This is a genomic window from Nitrogeniibacter mangrovi (assembly GCF_010983895.1).
GTDB classification, from domain to species: domain Bacteria; phylum Pseudomonadota; class Gammaproteobacteria; order Burkholderiales; family Rhodocyclaceae; genus Nitrogeniibacter; species Nitrogeniibacter mangrovi.
The window spans coordinates 2,903,549-2,927,196 of record NZ_CP048836.1 but is presented as its reverse complement, the minus strand read 5'-3'; the positions used below and the strand labels follow the sequence as shown (position 1 = coordinate 2,927,196).

Below are 23,648 nucleotides of genomic sequence, written 5' to 3'. Positions count from 1 at the left end.
GTCAGGGCGATGTCGGCGCGCACCATGATGCCCATAACGAAGGAGACGATTCCATGAGTGCTGCAGCCCCGTTCATCGCGGCCCGCGACTTCCTGCTCGAACATCGCACCGATTACGACACCGCCTACGCGCAGTTCCGCTGGCCGGCGCTGACGCAGTTCAACTGGGCGATCGACTACTTCGACGTCATGGCCGAGGGTAACGACCAGCCGGCCCTGTGGATCGTCGAGCAGGACGGTCGCGAAGCGAAGCTGAGCTTCGCGCAGATGTCGGTCCGATCGAACCAGGTGGCCAACTGGCTGCGTGCCCAGGGCGTCGTGCGCGGGGACCGGGTGCTGGTGATGCTGGGCAACGAGGTGCCCCTGTGGGAGACCATGCTCGCCGCCATCAAGCTCGGTGCGGTGCTGATTCCGGCCACCACCTTGCTGGCGCCCGACGATCTGGACGATCGCCTCGCGCGGGGGCAGGTCAGGCACGCGGTGATCGGCACGGCGCATGTGGACAAATTCGAGGGCAAGACCGGCTTCACCCGTATCGTCGTCGGTGGTGCTCAGGACGGCTGGCTGGCCTACGAGGACGCCTACGCGGCCGACACCCGCTTCGTGCCCGATGGCCCGACCCCGGTGGATGATCCGCTGCTGCTGTATTTCACCTCGGGCACCACCTCCAAACCCAAACTCGTGGAGCACAGCCACCAGTCCTATCCGGTCGGGCACCTGTCGACCATGTACTGGATCGGCCTGCAACCCGGCGACCGGCACATGAACATCAGCTCGCCGGGCTGGGCCAAGCATGCCTGGAGCTGCTTCTTCGCCCCGTGGAACGCCGGCGCCACGGTGTTCCTCTACAACTACACCCGCTTCGATGCCGCCGCGCTTCTGGAGGTGCTGGTCAAGTACGAGATCAGCACCCTGTGCGCTCCGCCCACGGTCTGGCGCATGCTCATCCAGCAGGATCTGGCGGCCTATCCGGTGGTGCTGCGCGAACTGATCGGTGCCGGCGAGCCGCTCAACCCGGAGGTGATCGAGCAGGTGGAAAAGGCCTGGGGCATCACCATCCGAGACGGCTTCGGCCAGACCGAAACCACCGCCCAGATCGGCAATCCGCCGGGGCAGCGGCTCAAGCCGGGGTCGATGGGGCGACCGCTGCCGGGCTACACGGTGGCGCTGATCGGCAACGACGGCCGCCCCGCCAAGGAGGGCGAAGTCTGCCTCGACCTGGCCGCACGCCCCGTGGGGCTCATGCGCGGTTACGCCGGTGACGCGGCCAAGACCGCCGAAGCGATGCGTGACGGCTTCTATCACACTGGCGACGTGGCCGAGATCGACGCCGACGGCTACATCACCTACGTGGGCCGCGCCGACGACGTGTTCAAGGCCTCCGACTATCGCATCAGCCCGTTCGAGCTCGAAAGCGTGCTCATCGAGCATCCGGCCGTGGCCGAGGCTGCGGTGGTACCCAGCCCCGATCCGGTTCGCCTGGCCGTGCCCAAGGCCTTCGTGATCCTGGTCGCCGGGCAGACGCCGAGCGCCGAACTGGCGCGCGACATCCTCGCGTTCACGCGCGCGCATCTGGCGCCTTACAAGCGCATCCGTCGGCTCGAGTTCGCCGATCTGCCCAAGACCATCTCCGGCAAGATCCGTCGCGTCGAGTTGCGCAAGCGGGAGGCGCAACGGGCCGAGCGGGGGGCGCTGGAGTTCTGCGAGGACGATTTCCCCGATCTCAAGTAACCAGCACCGCGGTCGCCCGCGCCGAAGTGATACCAACCGCGAGGGCCGAACCTGATACAATGCGCGGCGTGGCGGGTCTCCCCGCATTGCAGCGCGGTGAACCTGGTCAGGGCGGGAACGCAGCAGCCACAGCCGTTTCCTGCAAGTGCCGGGGGTTTGGCTCGCCACCCCAACAACAGAAACGCCGACCTTCGGGTCGGCGTTTCGCTTTGTTGCGCCCCGGCGTGTCAGCCCAAGGCGGTGTCGAGCAGCATCATCAAGGCGAAGCCGACGGTCAGCCCCGACGTGGCCAGGGAAGCATGGCCCCGACGGTGCGATTCGGGGATGATCTCGTGGCTGACCACGAAGAGCATCGCACCGCCGGCGAAGGCCAGCGCCCAGGGCAGGACGCTCACGAACACCCCGACCAGGCTCGCCGCCATCACCGAGGCCACCGGTTCGGCCAGCCCCGTGAGCGCCGCCACCACGAAGGCGAAGACTCGCCCGTAGCCGGCGCTGACCAGCGCGGCCGCCACCACCAGCCCCTCGGGAATGTCCTGGATGGCAATGCCGCCGGCCAGCGCCGCCCCCTTGCGCATCTCGTCCTGGGCGAAACCCACGCCGATGGCCAGCCCTTCGGGCACGTTGTGCAGGGCGATGGCCGCCACGAACAGCCACACGCGGGTCAGGTCGGCGCGCCCGCGCCCCTCGATCAGTGCGTTCTCCACATGTTCGTGGGGCAGCGCATGGTCCGCGAAGAGCAGGGCGCCAGCGCCGAGGAGGAGGCCGGCGACCACCACGCCACCGGCGCTCCAGGTGCCCATGCCGAGGGCGCCGGCGGCGTCGAGGGCCGGAATCACCAGCGAGAACGCGGTGGCGGCGAGCATGACGCCGGCGCCGAAGCCGAGCAGGGTGTCCACGGTCTTGTCGCCGATGCGGCGTGCGAGCAGCACCGGCACGCCCCCGGCGGCGGTCGCCAGTGCGGCGACCAGACCGCCGCGCAAGGCCGCCGCGACCACCGGATCGCCGTGGGCCTGCACGCCGCCGATGGCCAGCGCGAGCACGCCGACGAGCAGCACCAGCATGCCCACCGCTTCGGCCACCGGGTGCTTGCGCCCGCCGGTGCCGATCACCAGTTGCTTGATTTCCTGTGCGGACATGTGACGTCCCTCCCTGAGTACATGACTTCAGTGTGGAGGGGTGCGGGCGATTGATCCAATGGATTGCATTTACCAATTCGATATATAAAGCCAATGGGCGGCGGCGGGTGCGGATGCGCTGGCCGGGGTGTCTCGGCGCCGCTGCGCCTGGGTGGCGAGCCAGTCGATCACCGGTTCCGGGATCTCGATGCGAGGCTGATGCCAGTCGGCGACGCCTCGGTGGTAGCACGCTTTCATCGTGGTGCGTGCCGATTGCCTGCGCCAATGGATGGTCAGCATCCGATGGATTGGCGTTTTTGATCGCCGGGGTGAACTCGCCGTGTTCACCCCGGGCGGGCCTGCTAGAATTCCGCCCATGTCCTATCAAGTCCTGGCCCGCAAGTGGCGCCCCAAGAGCTTCGACACCCTGGTCGGCCAGGAGCATGTCGTACGGGCCCTGACGCATGCGCTCGAGACCGGGCGATTGCATCACGCCTATCTGTTCACGGGCACGCGCGGCGTCGGCAAGACCACTATCGCGCGCATCATGGCCAAGGCGCTCAATTGCGAGACCGGCATCACGCCCACGCCCTGCGGGCAGTGCGCGTCCTGCCAGGAGATCGACGCCGGACGCTTCGTCGACCTGCTCGAGGTGGACGCGGCCACCAACACCCGCGTGGACGAGATGCGCCAGCTGCTCGAGAACGCCACCTACGCGCCCACCCGTGGGCGTTTCAAGGTGTATGTGATCGACGAGGTGCACATGCTCTCGAACTCCGCCTTCAACGCCATGTTGAAGACGCTGGAGGAGCCGCCCGAGCACATCAAGTTCATCCTCGCCACCACCGATCCGCAGAAGATTCCGGTCACGGTGCTGTCGCGTTGCCTGCAGTTCAATCTCAAGCAGATGCCGCAGGGGCACATCGTCGAACACCTCGCCCGCATCCTCGAACAGGAGGGCGTGCCCACCGAGCCGGCGGCGCTGCGCCATCTGGCCAAGGCGGCAGCCGGTTCCATGCGCGACGCGCTGTCCCTGCTCGACCAGGCCATCGCCCACGGCGCCGGCAAGGTGGAGGACGAGGCGGTGCAGGCCATGCTCGGCACCGTGGGGGACGATCACCTGTTCGCCCTGCTCGACGCGCTCAGGGACGAGAACGTGGCGGCGATGCTCGAGACCGCCGCGGCGATGGAGGCGCGCAGCCTGTCCTTCGAAGCGGCGCTGCAGTCGCTCGCCTCGCTGCTGCAGCGCATCGCGGTGTTCCAGTTCGCCCCCGAAGCGGTCACCGACGCCTTCGAGGCCGAGCGTCTGCAGCCCTACGCCGACGCCTTCGACCCGGAATTTCTCCAGCTGGCCTACCAGATCGCCATTCACGGTCGTGACGAACTGCCGCTGGCGCCCGACGAGTACGCCGGTTTCACCATGACCCTGCTGCGCCTGCATGCGTTCCGCCCGGATGCCGGCGGCGCGGCCGGTGGCGGTGGATCGGCTGCGCCGCAGCCGAAAAGGGCGGCCCCCGCCGCGCTCGCCGTTACGGCACCCCCCGCGCGCACCGCGGCCCCGGCGCCGAAACCCGCGCCCGCCCCGCCGGTGCCGGTCGCCAGCGTGCCGCCGGTGGCGCAGGCGGTGGCCACGCCCGCGCCGGCTCCGGTGGGAGACGTCCCCCCCTGGGAGGATCTGCCGCCCGAAGCGATGGATCACGGCGCACCGTCCGGTCCATTGCCTGACGAAGCGCATGAGGGGGCGATGTCGCCGCCGCCCGTGGCTACCGCCAAACCGGCCGCCGTCTCGCCGGTCCATGAGAACCCTGCAGCGCCGGCCCCGGCCCCGGCCCCGAGCCGTGCCGTGGAAGGTGAACTGGACTGGCATGGGCTGATCCGCGAGCTGGGCCTCAAGGGCATGGTGCGCGAGTTGGCCCAGCACTGCGAATGGGGCGGCATGGCCGACGGCGAGATCCGCCTCACCCTGGGCGAGGCGCACAAGCACCTGATGGCGATGGCGACCAACGTCGATCGCCTGCAGGCCGAGCTCAACCAGCATTTCGACCGGCCCGTGCGGCTGCGCATCGAGATCGGCCGCATCGCCGGCGAGACGCCCGCACAGCGGGACGCGGCGATCCGCCAGGTGCGCCACGCCGAAGCGGTGGCGGCGCTGGAACAGGATCCCTTCGTCCAGGAAATGATTGAGCGCTTCGACGCGACCTTGCAGGAATCGTCGGTGCGCCCCCTCTGAAACACGCTTGATTTGGAGTAGATGCCATGATGAAAGGCGGCATTGCCGGCCTGATGAAACAGGCCCAGAAGATGCAGGAAAACCTGCAGAAGGCGCAGGAAGAACTCGCACACATCGAGGTCGAGGGCCAGTCGGGCGCCGGCATGGTCAAGGTCACCATGACCTGCAAGCACGACGTGCGCCGGGTCGAGATCGACGAGTCGGTGATGGACGACAAGGAAATGCTCGAAGACCTGGTCGCGGCGGCGCTCAACGACGCCGTGCGCCGGGTCGAGGCGACCACGCAGGAGAAGATGGCGGGCTTCTCGTCCGGCCTGAACCTGCCGCCCGGCATGAAGCTGCCGTTTTGAACGGAGCGCCCATGTTCCTTGGAACCGTAGGTCGGACTTCAGTCCGGCCGCGGCGGCGGATGCAGCCCGGTTTGTCGGACTGAAGTCCGACCTACGGGTACGCCCAGTCACATGACGCCTTCCGCCCTCGACGCCCTCATCGAAGCGCTGCGCTGCCTGCCGGGTGTGGGCCCGAAGTCGGCCCAGCGCATGGCCTACCATCTGCTCCAGCGTGACCAGAAGGGCGCGGCGCGGCTGGCGGCCTCGCTGGGCCATGCGCTCGATACCCTGCGTCACTGCGCGAAGTGCAACACCTTCACCGAGCAGGAAATCTGCCAGCGTTGCGCCAACCCGCAGCGCGACCACCGCCTGCTGTGCGTGGTGGAGATGCCCTCCGATCTGGCCATGCTGGAACAGACCCATATCTTCAACGGGCTGTACTACGTGCTCATGGGGCGCATGTCGCCGCTCGACGGCATCGGCCCGCGCGAGCTCAAGCTCGACAAGCTGGTCGAGCGTGCGTCGGACGGGGTGGTCGAGGAGGTGATCCTCGCGACCAACTTCACCAACGAGGGCGAGGTGACCGCACACACCGTCGGCGAACTGCTGCGCGCGCGCGGCCTCAAGGTGAGCCGCATCGCGCGTGGTGTACCGGTCGGCGGCGAACTCGAACACACCGATATCGGCACCATCGCCCAGGCCCTGCTCGAGCGGCGCGCGGTCGCCGACGAGACCTGAGGCAGACCGCAGGATGACGGACAAACCGCTGGCCGGCGTCCGCGTGATCGAATTCGGCACCCTGATCGCCGGTCCGTTCTGCACCCGGGTGCTGGCCGAATTCGGTGCCGAGGTGATCAAGATCGAGACTCCGGGCACCGGCGATCCGCTGCGCAAGTGGCGCAAGCTGCATGGCGACACCTCGCTGTGGTGGTACGTGCAGGCGCGCAACAAGCAGTCGGTGACGCTCAATCTCAAGTCGCCCGAAGGGGTCGAGGTCGCCCGCCAGCTGGTCGCCGGCGCCGACATCGTGGTGGAGAACTTCCGCCCGGGGGTGATGGAGAAGCTCGGGCTCGGTTGGGAGACGCTCAAGGCCGACAACCCGGGCCTGGTGATGGTGCGCCTGTCCGGCTTCGGCCAGACCGGGCCCTACCGCGACCAGCCGGGCTTCGGCGCCATCGGCGAATCCATGGGCGGGCTGCGCTACATCACCGGCTATGCGGACCGGCCGCCGGTCAAGACCGGCATCTCCATCGGCGATTCCATTGCCGCCCTGTGGGCGGCGCTCGGGGCGCTGATGGCGCTGCGCCATCGCGAGGTGCACGGCGGCGCCGGGCAGGTGGTGGACGTGGCCCTGTACGAGGCGGTGTTCGCCATGATGGAGAGCCTGGTGCCCGAGTACGACATGTTCGGCTTCATCCGCGAGCGTACCGGCAACGTGATGCCCGGCATCACGCCCTCGAACACGCACACCTCCAAGGATGGCCGGCACATCATCGTCGGCGGCAACGGCGATGCGATCTTCAAGCGCCTGATGACGGCGATCGGCCGGCCGGATCTGGCCGACGACCCGACACTGGTCGACAACGCCGGCCGCGACGCGCGCGCCGCTGAGCTGTACGGCGCCATCGACGACTGGGTGGCGCGGCATGATGCCGCGGCGGTGATCGACACCCTCAAGGCCGCCGACGTGCCGACCTCGCCGGTGTATTCCATCGCCGACATGATGGCCGATCCGCAGTTCATCGCGCGGCGCATGTTCGAGCCCCTGTCGCTGCCCGATGGCGCCTCGGTGAAGGCGCCCGGCGTCGTGCCGCGTTTGAGCGACACGCCGGGCGGCACCGAATGGCCGGGGCCGGCCCTGGGGGAGCACACCGACGCGGTCCTGGCGGCGCTGGGTTACCGGCCGGAGCGTATCGAAGCATTGCGGGTCGCCGGCGTGATCTAACGCAAGGCAGGCGATTCTGTGCGGCGCACAATTGCTGTTTTGCAGCAAAAAACGGGTCAGCGGCGGCGGGTAAGCCGTGTGCTGGTGCCAAAAATATGACGTAAGCGCATGATTTGAAAGGATTCCGGCAGATCGGACTTTTTCTGCACTGCCGTATTCGTTATAATTTTGCGGTTTTTTGCTAGGGATTTTTGCTTCCTATTTCGGGGAAATGGCTCATGAGCGTTGAAGAAAAGATGGACAGTAGCCGTCGGCAGTTGTTGCTGGCTACGTCGGTCGCCGGTGGTGCGGCGGCCGCGGCGACGGCGGTGCCTTTTGTTGCCAGCCTGACGCCGTCCGAGCGTGCCAAGGCGGCCGGTGCGCCGGTCGAGGCCGATGTCAGCAAGCTCGCACCGGGCGAGATGATGACCGTCGAGTGGCGTGGCAAGCCGGTGTGGATCCTGCGCCGCACCGAGGAGATGCTGGCCTCGCTGCCGAAACTCGACGATCGCGTCGCCGATCCGCATTCCGACAAGTCGGAGCAGCCCGAGTACGCCAAGAACGAGACGCGCTCCATCAAGCCCGAGTATCTGATCGCGGTCGGGATCTGCACGCACCTGGGGTGCTCGCCGTCCGCCAAGTTCGCGACCGGCGAGGAGAGCGGCCTGGGCGCCGACTGGCTGGGCGGTTTCCTCTGTCCCTGTCACGGCTCCACCTTCGATCTGGCCGCACGCGTGTTCAAGAGCAAGCCGGCACCGACGAACCTGGTGATTCCGCCGCACAAGTATCTGACGGACACGACAATCCTGATTGGTGAAGATGGGACGGCCTAAGTCATGACGACCAAATCTCAAGCTCTGCTGAACTGGATCGACGAGCGCTTCCCGCTGACGTCGACCTGGAAGGCGCATCTGTCCGAGTACTATGCGCCGAAAAACTTCAACTTCTGGTACTTCTTCGGCTCCCTGGCCCTGCTGGTGCTGGTGATCCAGATCGTCACCGGGATCTTCCTGGTGATGAACTACAAGCCGGATGCTTCGCTCAATGCGGCCGGTATCCCGGTGGCCTTCGCGTCCGTCGAATACATCATGCGCGACGTGTCGGGCGGCTGGCTGATCCGCTACATGCACTCGACCGGGGCTTCGGCCTTCTTCATCGTGGTGTATCTGCACATGTTCCGGGGTCTGCTCTACGGTTCCTACCGCAAGCCGCGCGAGCTCATCTGGCTGTTCGGCGTCGCCATCTTCCTGGCGCTCATGGCCGAGGCCTTCATGGGCTACCTGCTGCCCTGGGGCCAGATGTCGTTCTGGGGCGCGCAGGTGATCGTGAACCTGTTCTCCGCGATTCCGCTGGTCGGCCCGGATCTGTCCCTGATCATCCGTGGTGACTACGTGATCTCGGACGCGACCCTGAACCGTTTCTTCTCCTTCCACGTCATCGCCGTGCCGCTGGTGCTGATCGGTCTCGTCGTCGCCCACATCGTGGCGCTGCACGAAGTCGGCTCCAACAACCCGGACGGGGTCGAGATCAAGAAGAAGAAGGACGCCAACGGCATCCCGCTCGACGGCATCCCCTTCCACCCGTACTACACGGTGAAGGACATCGTCGGTGTGGTCGGTTTCCTGATCGTTTTCAGCGCGGTGATGTTCTTCGCGCCGGAAGGGCACGGCTACTTCCTCGAAGCCAACAACTTCATCCCGGCCGATCCGCTCAAGACGCCGCCGCACATTGCGCCGGTGTGGTACTTCACGCCGTTCTACTCGATCCTGCGTGCCGTGACCTATCCGCTGTTCGGCCTCGACGCCAAGTTCTGGGGCGTGATCGCGATGGGGGCCTCGGTGCTGATCTTCGCCGCGCTGCCGTGGCTGGATCGCAGCCCGGTCAAGTCGATCCGCTACAAGGGCCCGATCTTCAAGATCGCGCTGGTGGTGTTCGTGATCGTCTTCGCGATCCTCGGCTACCTGGGGGTGCTGCCGCCCGACAACGGCGGGCCGCGTGATACCACCTCCAAGATCTGCGCCGTGCTGTACTTTGCGTTCTTCCTGCTGATGCCCTGGTACAGCAAGTGGGACAGCTACAAACAGGAACCGGAAAGGGTGACTCACTGATGGAAACGCGTGCAATGAAACTCGTGAAGCATCTGCTTGCCGCGGTGCTGTTCGTACCGGCGCTGGCGCTGGCAAACACCGGGGAACTGCAGCTGGACAAGGCGCCCGTGAGCATGGACGGCGCCTCGCTCCAGCATGGTGCCAAGCTGTTCGTCAATTACTGTCTGAACTGCCATGGCGCCAGTGGCCTGCGCTACAACCGCCTGGAAGACATCGGCCTGTCCGAGACGATGATCAAGGACAACCTGATGTTCACCGCTGACAAGATCGGCGAGCAGATGAAGATCGCCCTGCGCCGTGCCGACGGCAAGGCCTGGTTCGGTGCAGCCCCTCCGGACCTGACCCTGATCGCCCGTACCAAGGAAAGTGGCGCCGACTGGCTCTACACCTACCTGCGTTCGTTCTATCGCGACCCGAACCGCCCGACCGGCTGGAACAACATCGTGTTCCCGAACGTCGGCATGCCGCACGTGCTGTGGCAGCTGCAGGGTGACCAGATCGGCAAGGTGAGCGAGAAGGACGACGGTCACGGCGGCAAGATGAAGGAGATCGAGCTGGAGCTGGCCAAGCCGGGCAAACTGACGGTCGAGGAATACGACAAGTCCGTGGCCGACCTGGTGTCCTTCCTGGTGTGGATGGGCGAGCCGATGGCCGAGCAGCGCAAGGCGATCGGCTGGTGGGTCCTGGCTTTCCTCGCCGGCTTGTTCGTCCTGAGCTACGCGCTCAAGAAGAACTACTGGCGGGACATCCACTAAAGCCGTCCGGGCCGCGTCGGCGCGGCCCGATGGTCGTAGTTTTGCGCCGTATGCCCCCGGGCATGCGGCGTTCAGCATTCATGGAGCTGACACTGACATGATGAATTTGTACTCCGGAACGACGGATCCTTTCAGCCACCGTTGCCGGATCGTGCTGTTCGAGAAAGGGATGGATTTCCAGGTCATTGACGTGGACCTGGATCACAAACCCGAAGACATTGCCGTAATCAACCCTTACAACCGCGTGCCGGTGCTGGTCGATCGCGACCTGGTGCTGCACGAGGCCAACATCATCAACGAGTATATCGACGAGCGCTTTCCGCATCCCCAGCTGATGCCGCCCGACCCGATCATGCGGGCACGGGCGCGCCAGCTGCTGCATACCTTCGAGCAGGAGCTGTTTGCCGACATCGACGTGCTCGAGAAGAACCAGAAGGGCGCCGACAAGGTACGTGCGAACATCCGCGATCAGCTCACCCAGCTGGCGCCGATGTTCACCAAGCAGACCTTCATGCTCGGCGAGGAGTTCTCCATGCTCGACGTGGCGGTCGCACCGCTGCTGTGGCGCCTGGAGCACTATGGCATCGAGCTGCCCAAGGCGGCGGCGCCGCTCATGAAATATGCGGAGCGTATCTTCAGCCGCCAGGGCTTCATCGACGCACTGACCCCATCCGAGAAGGTCATGCGCCGCTGAGGTGTCGAGGCGATGGTTCCCGGCCGGTGGCCGGGGACCTTTCACAGGAGCTGCAACCCGCCATGTCCGATATCTCCACCAAACCCTACCTGATTCGCGCCATCTACGAATGGTGTATTGACCAGGGCTATACCCCGTACGTGGCGGCCATGGTCGACACGAACACGCGGGTGCCGCCCGGGAGCGCCAAGGACGGCCAGATCGTGCTCAACGTCAGCCCGGATGCCACGCATCAGCTCGACATGAGCAATGACGTCATCCGGTTTCAGGCACGCTTTGGCGGCGTGGCCCACGCCCTGAGCATTCCGGTGGCCAACGTGATCGCCATCTACGCGCGTGAGAATGGTCAGGGCATGGCCTTCGAAGTGACCGCCGTCGAGGACGAGGTGCCGTCGGACGTCGAAGCGGATCCGGAGATCGAGTCGGTCGATGCCCCCGAGCCGCCGGACGACGGCGCGCCCGGCGGGGGAGGACGTGGCCACCTGAAGGTGGTCAAGTAGATCGACCTGACAACCCCGCCGAAGGCGGGGTTTTTTGTTCAGGCGGCGTTGCGCGCACGGGGCGAGGATGCGGCAGGCGACGACGCCTCGCCGACGATGTCGCGATACAAGGCGGCGAGGCGCCCGGCCATGACGTCGGCGCTCCAGGTGCGGGCATATTCGTGGGCGTCGTGGGCCAGCTGTCGGCGCAGCGGATCATCGCGCAGCAGGGTGTCGACGGTGCTGGCGAAACCGTCGGCCTCGGCCGGCGCGATGCGGCAGCCGCGTTGCGGCCCGAGGATGTCGCGGGTGCCCATTTCGGCCACGGCAACCACCGGTGTGCCCAGCGCCATCGCTTCGAGCAGGACCAGGCCCTGGGTTTCGGTGCGCGAGGCGAACACGAACAGGTCGGCGGCGCGGTAGCAGTCATGGAGCTCGTGATGCCGGTCGAGGTAGCCGAGGAAGCGCACATGGGCGTCGAGTCCGAGGCGTTCGCTGTGGGCACGCAGGCTGGCCAGGGCGGGGCCTTCGCCGGTGACGACGAGGACCGCCTTCGGTTGGGCCCGGCGCAGGCGGTCGACCATGTCGATCAGCAGGCCGATGTTCTTCTCATGCGCGACCCGGCCGACGAACAGCAGCATGCGGGCGTCCGGGTCGATGTCGTAGCGTTCGCGGAAATAGGCGCCGTCGCCGCCATGGAACCCGTTCATCGGGATGCCCGTGGGGAGCACATGCATCGGCCGGGTGACGCCGTAGGCGGCCAGGGTGTCGCGCATGGCCGAGGAGGGCACGATGATCGCGTCCAGCGCGTTGCACTGGGTGCGCGAGAAGCGCCGTGCCGCGGCCTTCAGCCAGGTGCGCGGGGCGAAGGGCACGTAGTGGTAGAGGTATTCCTCGAAAAAGGTGTGATAAGTGCACACGCAAGGCACCCCGAGCTGCTGGGCGATTTCGATGCCCGCATAGTGGGCGACGAAAGGGGTTTGCACATGCACGATCCGCGGTGCCAGTTCGCGCAGCCGTGCCACCGTGTTGCGGATCGCCGCGCGGCGCATGATGCGGTCTTCCGGGTCGATGGGCAGGTAGCGCGAGGGAATCCGGATGATGCTCCCGTCGTCGTCGCGCTGGGCCGGATAGGCCGGCGCCACCAGGGTGGTGCTCACCCCGTGGGGCGCGAGGGCGTGGCGGAAGGTTTCGATCGAGGTGCTGACGCCATTGATTCGGGGAAAATACACATCTGACAGCATCAACACATTCATGAAGGGCGGCTCCTCGCTCGGGAAGCGCCAATCTAGTGGAGGTGCATGACGGTTTGTTTGCAGGCGATTCAGGGAAGTTGACCTGCATCACCGCGTACATCTTGCCTTTGGCGTAGCGTCGAGGCCGAATCGAGCACGAGGAATCAGCAATGAAACGCATGGAATGGAACGACACCCTGGAACTGGGGCTGGCGCCGATGGATGCCACCCACCGGGAGTTCGTGGAGTGCTACAACGCCCTGGCGGAGGCGCCGGAGGCCGATTTCATCGACTGTCTGGACGCCTTCATCGCACACACGGTCGAGCACTTCGAGCAGGAAAACCGCTGGATGGCGGCGGTGAACTTCCCGGGCTGCCACAAGGCGGAACACGACCGGGTGCTCACCGTGCTGCGCGATGTGCGCCGGCTCGCCGCGGCCGGCGACATGGCGCTGGGGCGCCGTCTGGTGGAGGAGTTGCCGCCGTGGTTCGAAAACCATGCCTCGGGCATGGATGCGGCCCTGGCCTTCCATCTCGAGACCATCGGTTTCGATACCGGCAGCGGTGACATCGCCCATCCGGAGAAACTCTCGGGGGTCAGCTGCTCGACCGCGGAAGGCAGCGCCTGCGGCTGAAGGACACCGTGGGTGCCGGACGGTGGGCGGGTTTCAACCTGCCCGACGAGGCTGACGCTCAACCGTCGAAGCGCGTGCCCAGGAACGGAAAATCCGGGATCGGGGGCGTGCCCGACATGAGGTCGGCCAGGGCGGCGGCCGAGCCACAGGCCTGGGTCCAGCCCAGGGTGCCGTGGCCGGTGTTGTAGTAGAGATTGAGCAGACCACTCTTGCCGATCAGCGGCGTGTTGCCCGGAGTGGTCGGGCGCAGGCCGCACCAGGTCTGGGCGGCATCCAGATCGGTGCCGCCCGGGAACCGGGAGGCCACCCATTCGATCAGGCCGCGGCTGCGGCGCGGGTCCAGGGTCAGGTCGTAGCCATTGAGTTCGGCCGTGCCCGCCACCCGCAGGGTGTCGCCGAAGCGCGAGCAGACGATGCGCCGGGCCTCGTCCGTGAGGCTGACCTCGGGGACGCGCGCGGCATCGACGACCGGAACACTGATCGAATAGCCCTTCACCGGATAGATGGGCAGCCGTTCGCCCAGGGGCGCGACGAGCATCGGGCTGTAGCTGCCCAGGCAGACCACATAGCTGTTCGCTTCGATCCGCTCGGGCCTGCCGTCGGCAGCGACCACGCGCACGCCTTCGACCAGATCGCCCTGGTGGTCGATGCCCTCGATGCGGGTGCCGAAGCGAAAACGGACCCCGTCGGCCTGCAGGCGTGCGGCGAGCGCGTCGATGAAGGCGTGGGCGTCGCCCGATTCGTCGTCCGGCGCGTAGATGCCCCCCAGCGGTGGCTGCGCCATGTGCGCCAGCGCCGGTTCGATCTCCACGCAGCGAGCCGCGTCACACGCCTCGGCGCGGATCTGGTGTTGCGCCAGCACGGCGACCCGCGCGGGAATCGCGCGAACGTCGTCGGCTTCGAAGAACAGATGCAGGATGCCGCGCTCGGTGTGCGGGTAGTCGAGGCCGGCCTCGTCGCGCAACTGGGCCAGGCAGCGCCGGCTGTAGCGGGCCAGGGCGGCGATGGCGCGCGTGTTGCGCTCGGTACGCCAGGGCAGGCATTCGCGCAGGAAACGCGCGGCCCAGGCCCATTGGCGCCAATCGGCATGCGGGCTGAACTTGAGCGGTGCGTCGTCCTTGCCCAACCAGCGCAGTACCGTCATGGGCGCGGACGGGTTGGCCCACGGCTCCGGGTGACTGACCGAAATCTGCCCGCCGTTGGCAAAGCTCGTCTCCATGGCCGGCGCGTCCTGGCGGTCGACGACGGTGACGTCGAAGCCGGCGCGCTTGAGATACCAGGCGGAGGTCACGCCGGCGAGGCCGGCGCCGAGGACGAGGACGTGCATGAACGGTGGCAGGGGCGGGTGGTTCGTGATCGGGAGAGCCGATGATACCGCCAACGTGCAGTCGGCACCGGAAAACGGGATAATCCGCCTGACCCCGTTCATTGCCATTCCGGAGTGCTCCCCATGCAGCGTGTCACCCTTACCCAGTTCCTCATCGAGCAGCAGCGCGCAGGCCACATGACGGCCGACCTGCGTCTGCTCATCGAAGTGGTGGCCCGGGCGGTGAAGGCGATCAGCGTCAATGTCTCCAAGGGGGCGCTGGCCGGGGTGCTGGGCGAGGCCGGGTCCGACAACGTGCAGGGCGAGGCACAGAAGAAGCTCGACGTGATCGCCAACGACATCCTGATCCAGGCGAACGAGTGGGGCGGCCATCTGGCGGCCATGGCCTCCGAAGAGGTCGAGACCGTCCAGGCCATCCCCCGCGACTATCCCAAGGGCGGTTACCTGCTCCTGTTCGATCCGCTCGACGGCTCCTCCAACATTGACGTGAACGTGTCCGTCGGCACCATCTTTTCGGTGCTGCGCTGCCCCGGCAACTGCACCGATCCGACCGAGGCGGACTTTCTGCAGGCCGGCGAGACCCAGGTGGCGGCCGGGTACTCGGTGTATGGCCCCTCGACTCAGCTGGTGCTGACCGTCGGCCATGGGGTGCATGCGTTCACGCTCGATCGCGAGATGGGCAGCTTCATCTACACCCATCCGAACATGACCATCCCCGAAGACACCGGCGAATACGCCATCAACGCGTCCAATGCGCGCCATTGGGAAGCGCCGGTGCAGCGTTACGTGGCGGAGCTGCAGGCCGGCAAGACCGGCCCGCGCGGCAAGGATTTCAACATGCGCTGGGTGGCCTCGATGGTGGCCGACGTGCATCGCATCCTCACCCGGGGGGCGTGTTCATGTACCCGCTCGACGCCAAATGCAAGGACAAGGGCGGCAAGCTGCGGCTCATGTACGAGGCCAACCCCATGGCGATGCTCGTGGAGCAGGCCGGCGGCGCGGCCACGACCGGGCGCGAGCGCATCCTCTCCCTCCAGCCGGAGCGGCTGCACCAGCGCGTGCCGGTGATCCTCGGTTCGCGCAACGAGGTCGAGCGGGTCACCCGCTATCACCTCGACGCCTGATCCGTGCGTGGCTCATCTGGCAAACGCCGCCCTCCGGGGCGGTTTTTTTGTGCCCGAACGTCGGTACTTGCCGCTGGTCACAGCAACGGAAGTTGATTGTCGGGCCTCAGCGGCTTGAATGAGAGAAGACAATCCCCTCACAGGGTCGGTGACGCCACAAGCGTCGCGCCGACCGACGCAAGGAGTCGCTCATGACACCGACCCCGCTATCCAGGGAGGCCGCCGCGCTGCCCGCGTCGCCGCGTGGCCCCCTGCGCCAGGCCATCGACGCCGCCTGCCGTGCGCCGGAGGCCGAATGCCTTGAACCGCTCATCCTCGCCGCCCGGCTGACCGAAGCCCAGGCCGGGCAGGTACGTGCGCTGGCCCGCTCGCTGGTGGCGGGGGTGCGGGCGGCCCGGGTGCACCGCTCGGGCGTCGACGCGCTCATGCGCGAATTCTCCCTGTCCACCCATGAGGGCGTGGCGCTCATGTGTCTGGCCGAGGCACTGCTGCGGGTGCCGGACGCGGACACCGCGGACCGGCTCATCCGCGACAAACTGGCCGCCGGTGACTGGCAGGCGCACATCGGCCACAGCCCCTCCATGTTCGTCAATGCCGCGGCCTGGGGGTTGCTCATCACCGGGCGTCTCGTCGGCGGCACCGAAACCCGTGGCCTGCGCGCGGCCCTGGGCCGGCTGGCCCACCGGGGCGGTGAGCCCCTGGTGCGCAAGGGCATGGATCTGGCCATGCGGGTGCTGGGCGAGCAGTTCGTCATCGGCCAGGACATCCCATCCGCACTCGAAACCGCGCGCTTCGGCGAAGCACGCGGCTATCGTTACGCCTTCGACCTGTTCGGCGAGGCGGCCGTCACTGCGGCCGATGCCGAACGCTATTTCGCGCGCTACGCCGAGGCCATCCATGCGATCGGCCAGGGTAACGCACGCCGCGGCGTCATCGATGGCAACGGCATGGCGATCAAGCTCTCGGCGCTGCATCCGCGCTACCGCTGGTCGCAGCGCGACCGGGTGATGGGCGAGTTGCTGCCCCGGGTGCGTGAGTTGTTTCTGCTCGCGCGCGAGTACGACATCGGGGTCAGTCTTGACGCCGAGGAGGCCGATCGGCTGGAACTGTCCCTCGACGTGTTCGAGGCCCTGGCCATGGATCCGGCCTTCGACGGCTGGCACGGGCTCGGCTTTGTGGTTCAGGCCTACCAGAAGCGCGCGCCGCGCGTGATCGACGCGTTGATTGCGCTGGCGCGCCGCAGCGGTCACCGGCTCATGCTGCGGCTCGTCAAGGGGGCCTACTGGGACACCGAAATCAAGCGGGCGCAAGTGGACGGCCTCGCCGACTACCCGGTGTTCACCCGCAAGGTGCACACCGACGTGGCCTACCTGGCCTGCGCGCGCACGCTGCTGGATGCGTGCGATCTGGTCTATCCGCAGTTCGCCACCCACAACGCCCACACGCTGGCGGCGGTGTGTCACCTGATCGGCGGCGACTACCATCCGGGCGACTACGAGTTCCAGTGCCTGCATGGCATGGGCGAGACCCTGTACGACCAGGTGGTCACGCCCGACGGCCTCGGCCGTCAGGTGCGCATCTATGCGCCGGTGGGCGCCCACGAGACCCTGTTGGCCTACCTGGTGCGGCGCCTGCTCGAAAACGGCGCCAACTCGAGCTTCGTGAACCGCATCGTGGACGAGGAGGTGCCTGTCGACGCCCTGGTGGCCGATCCGGTGGTGGCCGCGGCGGTCACCGCTGGTGCGCCGCATCCGGCGATCCCCTTACCGGTGGATGTGGTCGGTCCGGGGCGCCGCGCGGCACGTGGGCTCGATCTGGCCAGCGAGCCGGTGCGCCAGTCCATCGTCGAGGCCATTGCGGCGAGCCGCGAGGTCCGCCCCGAGGCGGTGCCGATGATCGCGGCCGCCACCGGCGATCGCGCGGCGCCGGCGCCGGTGTGCAATCCGGCCGATCCGGCGGATGTCGTCGGCACCGTGTGCGCGGCCGACGCCGCCGATGCGGCCCTCGCGCTGGAGATGGCGGCGCAGGCCGCCGAGGGCTGGGCACGCACACCGGTGGCGGACCGGGCCCTGTTGCTCGAACGCGCCGCGGACGCCATGGAGCGCGAGTGTCTCGGCCTCATGGCGCTGGCCATCCGGGAAGCCGGAAAATCCTGGCGCAACGCGTTGGCCGAGGTGCGCGAGGCGGTCGACTTCTGCCGCTACTACGCCCAGCAGGCGCGGCAGATGCCGTGGGGTGAGGCGACGGTGCCGCTCGGGCCGGTGGTGTGCCTCAGCCCGTGGAATTTCCCGCTGGCGATCTTCGTCGGCCAGGTGGCGGCGGCGCTGGTGGCGGGCAACCCGGTGGTGGCCAAACCGGCCGCGCGGACGCCGCTGATGGCCACCCGCGCGGTGGGCCTGTTCCACGCGGTGGGCGTGCCTGCGGCGGTGTTGCAGTGCCTGCCTGGAGCCGGCGCGGGGGTGGGCGAGGCGCTGGTGGCCGATGCGCGCACCCGGGGTGTCATGTTCACCGGCTCGACCCACACCGCGCGGCACATCGCCCGGGTGCTCGCGCAGCGCGGCGACATTCCGCTGATTGCCCAGACCGGCGGTCAGAACGCCCTCATCGTCGATTCCTCGGCGTTGCCCGAACAAGTGGTGGCCGACGTGCTCACCTCCGCCTTCGATTCAGCCGGCCAGCGCTGCTCGGCGCTGCGGGTGCTGTGCCTGCAGGAGGAGGTCGCCGACCGGCTGCTGGCGATGATCCGTGCCGCCATGCGCGAACTGCGCGTCGGCGATCCGGCCGATGTGCGCACCGACATCGGTCCGGTGATCGACGCCACCGCACTCGATCGCCTGCGTGACCATGTGGCGGCGATGACGGCGGCCGGCATGGCCTGCGACAGTGTGGCGCTGACGCCCGACACCCCGGGCCACTTCATGCCGCCGACCCTGATCGAGCTCGATCGCCTCGCGCGCCTGGAGGACGAGGTGTTCGGCCCGGTGCTGCATGTGCTGCGCTATCGTGCCGACGCGCTGCCGCAACTGATCGAGACCATCAACGCCACCGGCTACGGCCTGACCCTGGGCATCCATTCGCGCGTGGACGAGCGCATCGACGCCGTGGTGACCCAGGCCCGTGCCGGCAACATCTACGTCAATCGCGACATGATCGGTGCCGTCGTCGGGGTGCAGCCCTTCGGTGGGGAAGGGCGCTCCGGCACCGGGCCCAAGGCGGGTGGCCCCTTGTATCTGCAACGCCTCGTACGCCAGCCGGCGCCACCGGCCATCCCGCGGCTGTCGCCGGCGCTCCACCCCCAGCTCGACGCCTTCGAGGCCTGGCTGGTGGCCGATTCCGCCGGGCTGCTCAGTGAGGGCGAGATCAACGCGCTCATCGGCCTGGTCGCCGGCTACGGCGAAGCCTCGCTCGCGAACCGCAGCTGCCTGCTGCCGGGGCCGACGGGCGAGGAAAACCGCTTGCATTTCCGCCCGCGCGGGCGTGCCGGCGCGCTGACGACCGATCTGCGGGCGCTGCTCCATCAGCTGGCCGCCGCGCTGGCCACCGACAACCGCATCCTGATCGCCGACGAACCGGTGCTGCGCACCCGCCTGGACGCCTTGCCGGCAGCGGTGGCCGCCTGCATCGACTGGGTCCCGGACGTGCTCGCCGCCGCGCCGGACGTGGTGCTGTTCGATGGCGCCCGTGCCGATGCCGAGGCCCTGCGCCAGCGCCTCGCCGCCGGGACCGGCGCCCTGATCGGCCTGCTCACGCCGTCGCCCCGCTACGATCTGACGCGCCTGATCGTGGAACGGAGCGTCAGCGTCAACACCGCCGCCGCGGGCGGCAACGCCGGTCTCATGGCCCTGCCGGCCTGACGTGGCATCACGCGCCCGGCGCGGACGCCCTACAATCGCGGGCATGAGTGTCTCAAGCCGGGCCGTGCGCCTGTTCGTGCTGATGTTGTGCTGCGCTGCCCCGGTGGCCCGGGCCGAGGCGCCGGTCACGCTGGACGTGGCCGCGCCGCTGCGCCCGCTGCTGGACAAGCATCTGACGGTGCTGCGCGAGGATGCCATTGGCGCCGACCCCGGGCCACGTGAGCAGCAGGCCCTGGTGCGCCGCGCGCGTAGCGAGATCACCGGGTTGCTCGCCACCGAAGGGTATTTCTCGCCCACCATCCGCCGTGAAGGCGAAGGCATGCCGGTGCGTCTGCGCATCGACGCCGGGCCGCGCACCCACATCGACACCGTCGACATCCGCTTCGCCGGTCAGATCGAACGCGCTGCCGATGCCGAGCGGCGCGCGCGGATCGAGCAGGCCTGGCCCCTCAAGCCGGGGCTGCCGTTCCGCCAGGCCGACTGGGATGCCGCCAAGGGCTGGCTGCTCGATGAAGTGTCGGTGCGCGATTTCCCCGCCGCCCGGTTCACCGAGACCGAGGCCACCATCGACCCGGCGGCACAGGCGGCCCGGCTGCAACTGGTGGTCGATTCCGGCCCCGCCTACACCATGGGCGAGCTGCATATCGACGGCCTGTCCGAATACGACGCGCAACTGGTGCGCCGCTACAACCCGATCGCGCCGGGCGCGCCCTATGATCGCGACGCGTTGCTCGATCTGCAGCGGGCCCTCCAGGCCACGCCCTATTTCGCCTCGGTGAGGGTGAGCCTGCCCACCGATGGCGCGACCGAGCAGGTGCCGATCGACGTGGCGCTGGTGGAGGCCAAGCCCCGCCGCATCGAGTTCGGTGCCGGCTACAGCAGCAACAACGGCTACCGGGCCGAGACGAGCTACCGCGACGCCAACCTGTTCGATCGCGGTTGGCAACTCGACACCGGACTGCGGTTGGAGCAGCGCCACCAGCTGCTGTTCGCCGACGTCTTCCTGCCGCCGGCGCGCGGCGGCGGACAGGACAGCTTTGGAGCCCAGTCGGAGCGCACCCGAGCCCAGGGGCTGACCACACAGACCCTGGCCATCGGTGCGGCGCGGCGTCACCAGCGCGGCAACATCGAAACCCACCTGGCGCTCAAGCTCCAGCGCGAAATCTATTCGCCCGATGGCGCCGAGCGCACCCGCAACAAGGCCCTGACGCTCAACTGGACGTGGACCCTGCGACAGGTGGACGACCTGTTCAACCCCCGCGACGGCTACGTGATCTCCGGCCAGATCGGCGGCGGCGCCAAGGCCGCCTTCTCCGATCAGAACTTCCTGCGCCTGTCCGGTCGCGTGGCCTGGTACCACCCGGTGGGCGAACGGGACGTGGTGTTGCTGCGGGCCGAAGGCGGCATGACCCGTGCGCCCGGCCGGGACGGCATTCCCCAGGACTTCCTGTTCCGCACCGGCGGCGCCCAGAGCGTGCGTGGCTACCAGTACAACAGCCTCGGCGTGCGCGAGGGCGATGCTGTCGTCGGCGGCCGCTACCTGGCGGTGCTGGGCGCCGAATACACCCATTGGTGGGCCAACGACTGGGGCGTGGCCGCCTTCGTGGACGCTGGCGACGCGGCCGACGAGCGCGCCCGCCTGAGCCTCAAGCGCGGCTACGGCGTCGGTGCCCGCTGGCGCAGTCCTGCCGGCCCCCTGGCCGCCGATCTGGCGTACGGTGAGGCCGACCGCCGGGTCCGCCTGCATTTCTCCATCGCGATCGCGTTCTGACCGAACTCCGGCGTTGTTGCGCAAAAGCAACACCGCGCCGCGGCACACCCCCAATAAACGGCCCTTTCGCTTGCTAGCCACCCCTTGCGCTTTGCATGATTGCAACAACTTCTCGACTTGAGAGGTCAGTCGGGCTCAGAGAAGCGAGTCCCTACTTCTAAAACACAGGAGAAATCCATGCAGAAGAAACTGATTGCTCTGGCCGTCGCCGGCCTGATGGCCGCTCCGGCTTTTGCTCAGTCCAACGTGACCATCTACGGTCGGATTGACTACGGTTTCATGTCCCGTACCGGCACCAGTGGTGGCGTCAAGAACGCTCTGACGGATCCGGCCAGTGCCAGCTACAACCCCGCTGCGACTGATGGCAAAACTGAATTCGCTTCCGGTATGGAAGGCGGCAGCCGTCTGGGCTTCAAGGGTGCTGAGGATCTTGGCAACGGCCTCAAGGCCATCTTCGAACTCGAATTCGGTTCGATCGCCAACGACACCAACGGCGGCCTGAACGGCTCGCGTCACGCCTACGTCGGCCTGACCGGCGGCTTCGGTACCGTGGTCGGTGGTCGTCTGGACGGCGTGCGTTATGGCGTCTTCAACAAGTACGATCCGTTCGCGGGCGGCGGCATGGGTAACTTCACGCAAGTCACCGGTCAGGTCGATCGTGCTGACAACGCGGTTGCTTACATTTCCCCGTCGTTCGGTGGCTTCTCGGTGGTCGCTGCGTATAGCTCGAACATTGGTGCGAGCAACGGTCTCGGCTTCGCTGGTCTGGCTCAGGGTCAGGAGCACGATGGTAACCGCGGTGACCTGCGCCTGAACACCATCATGCTGACCTACGCCAACGGCCCGATCAGCGCGAACCTCGACTGGGAGCGTGTGTATGCTCAGGGTGGCAAGACCGTCAATCTGAATACTGTTGCGGCTCCCATCTACTTTGACAAGGAAGTTGTGACCACGATCGCTGGTGCCTACGACTTCGGCGTGGTGAAAGTGTCTGCCCTGTATGACATCAACAAAGTCAAAGCCACTGGTGCTGGCACCGTCGCCGACTATCGTTCTTGGTTCCTCGGTGCGAAGGCGCCGATTGGCAGCAATGTTGTGCTGAAGGCCGTCTATGGTCAGACCAAAGACCGCGAAGTTAACAAGTCCAAAACCAAGAAGTTCGGTATTGGTGCTGACTACCTGCTGTCCAAGCGCACCAACTTCTACGTCGACTACGGCACCATCCGCAACGACGACAACGCGGCTGTGACCATCAGCCCGGCTGCCAACGCCTACGGTGCTACCGGCAAAGGCTACGGTACCCGCGGTTTCGATCTCGGTATCGCCCACAAGTTCTAATCGTCTCCCGACGATCCGAACTGAAAACGGCCACCTTCGGGTGGCCGTTTTTTTGTGTACGCCCGGTCGCGTTGTGTTTCGGGCGACTTGCCGCCACCGGGTTTCGTTGTGTGGTCGATGGCGTGGGGTGCGTCGGGCGGGCTTCAACCCGCCAGTCCCTTGCCGCCGATCGCTGGCCGGCGGAAGCCGGCCCTGCCGTGGGCCGTCCGGCACCGCGGAAAGGCTCAGTTGAGCTTCTTCAGATAATCCTTGGTGAACAGCTTGTTCGGCAGCGGACGCGGCGTCATGGCGCGATAGGTGAGGGTGGAGACGTCGCCCGACTTGAGGGCGTCGGTCATGACCAGCCGGGTGGGGCGGAGCGTGCCGGCCATTTTCTTGAAATCCTCATAGCGGCAGGTCTTGAGCAGCCGTCCGGACACGGCGTAGAACTCGGCCTTGAGCGGGTGGTTGTCGTCTCGGCCGATCCAGTACTTGACCTTGGCGTAGGTCACGCTGCCGTCCACGGCGGTCAGCTCGAGCACATGCGCCGGTTCGCCGTCGATGGTGTCTTCGCCGACATACGTCGGCGTGTAATCGCCCGCGAAGTTGGCGCGCGCCAGATCGCCGTTGGCGACCTGGCCGGTCAGGCGCTGGGCCAGGGAGAGGCGGACGGGCTGCGAGACCGAGGGCATGAACACCCACAGGTTGCGCCCGCTCATGAGCAGGATCTGGCCGCGCTCGCTGGCCGGCTCCATGGTCAGGATCACGGTGTCGTCGTTGCCCTTGGAGAGCACCCGGTAGCGGCGTGATTCGCCTTCCGGGTCGTCGGCGCTGCGGCTGAGGATGTCGATGTCCACCTGGAAGCTGTCACGAGGGAAGCGCACCGCGTCGGCGGCCGCGACCAGCGCTTGCGGATCGGGCGCCGGGCCGGTGTCTGCGGCGAAGGCGGCGGAGACCGCAAAAGCGAGAATTGAAGCGGTAAATAGGCGCTTGCCGATGCGAAATGGCTGTGTCATGA

General features: G+C 67.2%; 18 protein-coding genes, 1 other RNA gene and 1 pseudogene. 16 read left to right on the top strand and 4 right to left on the bottom strand.

The window, feature by feature from the left end:
* The first annotated feature begins 53 nt into the window (after positions 1 to 53).
* A complete protein-coding gene (locus tag G3580_RS13595; protein ID WP_173766348.1) occupies positions 54 to 1,730 on the top strand; it encodes an AMP-binding protein in 1,677 nt (558 codons plus the stop codon).
* A 70-nt stretch (positions 1,731 to 1,800) separates the two neighbouring features.
* Positions 1,801 to 1,899: signal recognition particle sRNA small type (gene ffs, locus G3580_RS13590), an RNA gene on the top strand.
* Positions 1,900 to 1,957: 58 nt separating this feature from the next.
* Here ffs and G3580_RS13585 read toward each other — a convergent pair.
* A complete protein-coding gene (locus G3580_RS13585) occupies positions 1,958 to 2,869 on the bottom strand; it encodes a ZIP family metal transporter (protein ID WP_217424500.1) in 912 nt (303 codons plus the stop codon).
* Positions 2,870 to 3,224: 355 nt separating this feature from the next.
* On the opposite strand from G3580_RS13585, the gene dnaX reads away from it, so the two are divergent.
* The 9 genes from dnaX (at position 3,225) to G3580_RS13540 (ending at position 11,388) form a co-directional block, all read left to right on the top strand.
* A complete protein-coding gene (gene dnaX / locus G3580_RS13580) occupies positions 3,225 to 5,078 on the top strand; it encodes a DNA polymerase III subunit gamma/tau (protein ID WP_173766346.1) in 1,854 nt (617 codons plus the stop codon).
* A 26-nt stretch (positions 5,079 to 5,104) separates the two neighbouring features.
* Entirely contained in the window at positions 5,105 to 5,428 is a 324-nt protein-coding gene (locus G3580_RS13575; RefSeq protein WP_173766344.1) for a YbaB/EbfC family nucleoid-associated protein, read from the top strand.
* Between the two features lie 111 nt (positions 5,429 to 5,539).
* Entirely contained in the window at positions 5,540 to 6,145 is a 606-nt protein-coding gene (gene recR, locus G3580_RS13570) for a recombination mediator RecR (RefSeq protein ID WP_173766342.1), read from the top strand.
* A gap of 13 nt (positions 6,146 to 6,158) precedes the next feature.
* Positions 6,159 to 7,352 (top strand): CaiB/BaiF CoA transferase family protein, encoded by a 1,194-nt coding sequence (locus tag G3580_RS13565; RefSeq protein WP_173766340.1) that lies wholly within the window; start codon positions 6,159 to 6,161, stop codon positions 7,350 to 7,352.
* A 218-nt stretch (positions 7,353 to 7,570) separates the two neighbouring features.
* Entirely contained in the window at positions 7,571 to 8,164 is a 594-nt protein-coding gene (petA, locus tag G3580_RS13560; RefSeq protein WP_173766338.1) for a ubiquinol-cytochrome c reductase iron-sulfur subunit, read from the top strand.
* A 3-nt stretch (positions 8,165 to 8,167) separates the two neighbouring features.
* A complete protein-coding gene (locus G3580_RS13555; RefSeq protein ID WP_173766336.1) occupies positions 8,168 to 9,439 on the top strand; it encodes a cytochrome b in 1,272 nt (423 codons plus the stop codon).
* Positions 9,439 to 10,194, top strand: a complete 756-nt coding sequence (locus G3580_RS13550) for a cytochrome c1 (protein WP_173766334.1) — start codon at positions 9,439 to 9,441, stop codon at positions 10,192 to 10,194. The genes G3580_RS13555 and G3580_RS13550 overlap by 1 nt, the downstream gene beginning before the upstream one ends.
* A gap of 97 nt (positions 10,195 to 10,291) precedes the next feature.
* A complete protein-coding gene (locus G3580_RS13545; protein ID WP_173766332.1) occupies positions 10,292 to 10,888 on the top strand; it encodes a glutathione S-transferase N-terminal domain-containing protein in 597 nt (198 codons plus the stop codon).
* Positions 10,889 to 10,950: 62 nt separating this feature from the next.
* Positions 10,951 to 11,388 (top strand): ClpXP protease specificity-enhancing factor, encoded by a 438-nt coding sequence (locus tag G3580_RS13540; RefSeq protein ID WP_173766330.1) that lies wholly within the window; start codon positions 10,951 to 10,953, stop codon positions 11,386 to 11,388.
* A gap of 38 nt (positions 11,389 to 11,426) precedes the next feature.
* On the opposite strand, the gene G3580_RS13535 is transcribed toward G3580_RS13540, so the two are convergent.
* Positions 11,427 to 12,623: a glycosyltransferase gene (locus tag G3580_RS13535; protein WP_173766328.1), complete on the bottom strand. Its 1,197-nt coding sequence runs from the start codon at positions 12,621 to 12,623 to the stop codon at positions 11,427 to 11,429.
* A 149-nt stretch (positions 12,624 to 12,772) separates the two neighbouring features.
* Here G3580_RS13535 and G3580_RS13530 point away from each other — a divergent pair, with 149 nt between their 5' ends.
* Positions 12,773 to 13,237: a hemerythrin domain-containing protein gene (locus G3580_RS13530; protein WP_173766326.1), complete on the top strand. Its 465-nt coding sequence runs from the start codon at positions 12,773 to 12,775 to the stop codon at positions 13,235 to 13,237.
* Positions 13,238 to 13,295: 58 nt separating this feature from the next.
* Here G3580_RS13530 and G3580_RS13525 read toward each other — a convergent pair whose 3' ends face one another.
* A complete protein-coding gene (locus tag G3580_RS13525; protein WP_173766324.1) occupies positions 13,296 to 14,564 on the bottom strand; it encodes a D-amino acid dehydrogenase in 1,269 nt (422 codons plus the stop codon).
* A 123-nt stretch (positions 14,565 to 14,687) separates the two neighbouring features.
* Between G3580_RS13525 and G3580_RS13520 the strand changes: the two are divergent.
* The 4 genes and pseudogenes from G3580_RS13520 to G3580_RS13505 all read left to right on the top strand — a co-directional run.
* Positions 14,688 to 15,616 (top strand): annotated as a pseudogene (locus G3580_RS13520) (class 1 fructose-bisphosphatase); the annotation flags it as partial.
* Between the two features lie 263 nt (positions 15,617 to 15,879).
* Complete coding sequence (gene putA, locus G3580_RS13515) at positions 15,880 to 19,542, top strand: bifunctional proline dehydrogenase/L-glutamate gamma-semialdehyde dehydrogenase PutA (RefSeq protein ID WP_173766323.1); 3,663 nt, start codon at positions 15,880 to 15,882, stop codon at positions 19,540 to 19,542.
* Positions 19,543 to 19,585: 43 nt separating this feature from the next.
* On the top strand, positions 19,586 to 21,313 hold the full coding sequence (locus tag G3580_RS13510; RefSeq protein ID WP_173766321.1) for an autotransporter assembly complex protein TamA: 1,728 nt from the start codon (positions 19,586 to 19,588) through the stop codon (positions 21,311 to 21,313).
* Positions 21,314 to 21,490: 177 nt separating this feature from the next.
* Complete coding sequence (locus G3580_RS13505) at positions 21,491 to 22,651, top strand: porin (protein ID WP_173766319.1); 1,161 nt, start codon at positions 21,491 to 21,493, stop codon at positions 22,649 to 22,651.
* 224 nt (positions 22,652 to 22,875) lie between these two features.
* On the opposite strand, the gene G3580_RS13500 is transcribed toward G3580_RS13505, so the two are convergent.
* The gene (locus G3580_RS13500; RefSeq protein WP_173766317.1) at positions 22,876 to 23,646 is read right to left on the bottom strand and encodes an outer membrane lipoprotein-sorting protein; all 771 of its coding nucleotides are present in this window, start codon (positions 23,644 to 23,646) and stop codon (positions 22,876 to 22,878) included.
* Positions 23,647 to 23,648: the final 2 nt, after the last annotated feature.

Coding starts and splice junctions, on each gene's coding strand:
- G3580_RS13545 (WP_173766332.1), top strand. CDS start 10,292: ATGATGAATTTGTACTCCGGAACGACGGATCCTTTCAGCCACCGTTGC.
- petA (WP_173766338.1), top strand. CDS start 7,571: ATGAGCGTTGAAGAAAAGATGGACAGTAGCCGTCGGCAGTTGTTGCTG.
- G3580_RS13510 (WP_173766321.1), top strand. CDS start 19,586: ATGAGTGTCTCAAGCCGGGCCGTGCGCCTGTTCGTGCTGATGTTGTGC.
- G3580_RS13550 (WP_173766334.1), top strand. CDS start 9,439: ATGGAAACGCGTGCAATGAAACTCGTGAAGCATCTGCTTGCCGCGGTG.
- G3580_RS13595 (WP_173766348.1), top strand. CDS start 54: ATGAGTGCTGCAGCCCCGTTCATCGCGGCCCGCGACTTCCTGCTCGAA.
- G3580_RS13575 (WP_173766344.1), top strand. CDS start 5,105: ATGATGAAAGGCGGCATTGCCGGCCTGATGAAACAGGCCCAGAAGATG.
- dnaX (WP_173766346.1), top strand. CDS start 3,225: ATGTCCTATCAAGTCCTGGCCCGCAAGTGGCGCCCCAAGAGCTTCGAC.
- G3580_RS13540 (WP_173766330.1), top strand. CDS start 10,951: ATGTCCGATATCTCCACCAAACCCTACCTGATTCGCGCCATCTACGAA.
- G3580_RS13505 (WP_173766319.1), top strand. CDS start 21,491: ATGCAGAAGAAACTGATTGCTCTGGCCGTCGCCGGCCTGATGGCCGCT.
- putA (WP_173766323.1), top strand. CDS start 15,880: ATGACACCGACCCCGCTATCCAGGGAGGCCGCCGCGCTGCCCGCGTCG.
- recR (WP_173766342.1), top strand. CDS start 5,540: ATGACGCCTTCCGCCCTCGACGCCCTCATCGAAGCGCTGCGCTGCCTG.
- G3580_RS13555 (WP_173766336.1), top strand. CDS start 8,168: ATGACGACCAAATCTCAAGCTCTGCTGAACTGGATCGACGAGCGCTTC.
- G3580_RS13530 (WP_173766326.1), top strand. CDS start 12,773: ATGAAACGCATGGAATGGAACGACACCCTGGAACTGGGGCTGGCGCCG.
- G3580_RS13535 (WP_173766328.1), bottom strand. CDS start 12,623: ATGAATGTGTTGATGCTGTCAGATGTGTATTTTCCCCGAATCAATGGC.
- G3580_RS13525 (WP_173766324.1), bottom strand. CDS start 14,564: ATGCACGTCCTCGTCCTCGGCGCCGGCCTCGCCGGCGTGACCTCCGCC.
- G3580_RS13500 (WP_173766317.1), bottom strand. CDS start 23,646: ATGACACAGCCATTTCGCATCGGCAAGCGCCTATTTACCGCTTCAATT.
- G3580_RS13565 (WP_173766340.1), top strand. CDS start 6,159: ATGACGGACAAACCGCTGGCCGGCGTCCGCGTGATCGAATTCGGCACC.
- G3580_RS13585 (WP_217424500.1), bottom strand. CDS start 2,869: ATGTCCGCACAGGAAATCAAGCAACTGGTGATCGGCACCGGCGGGCGC.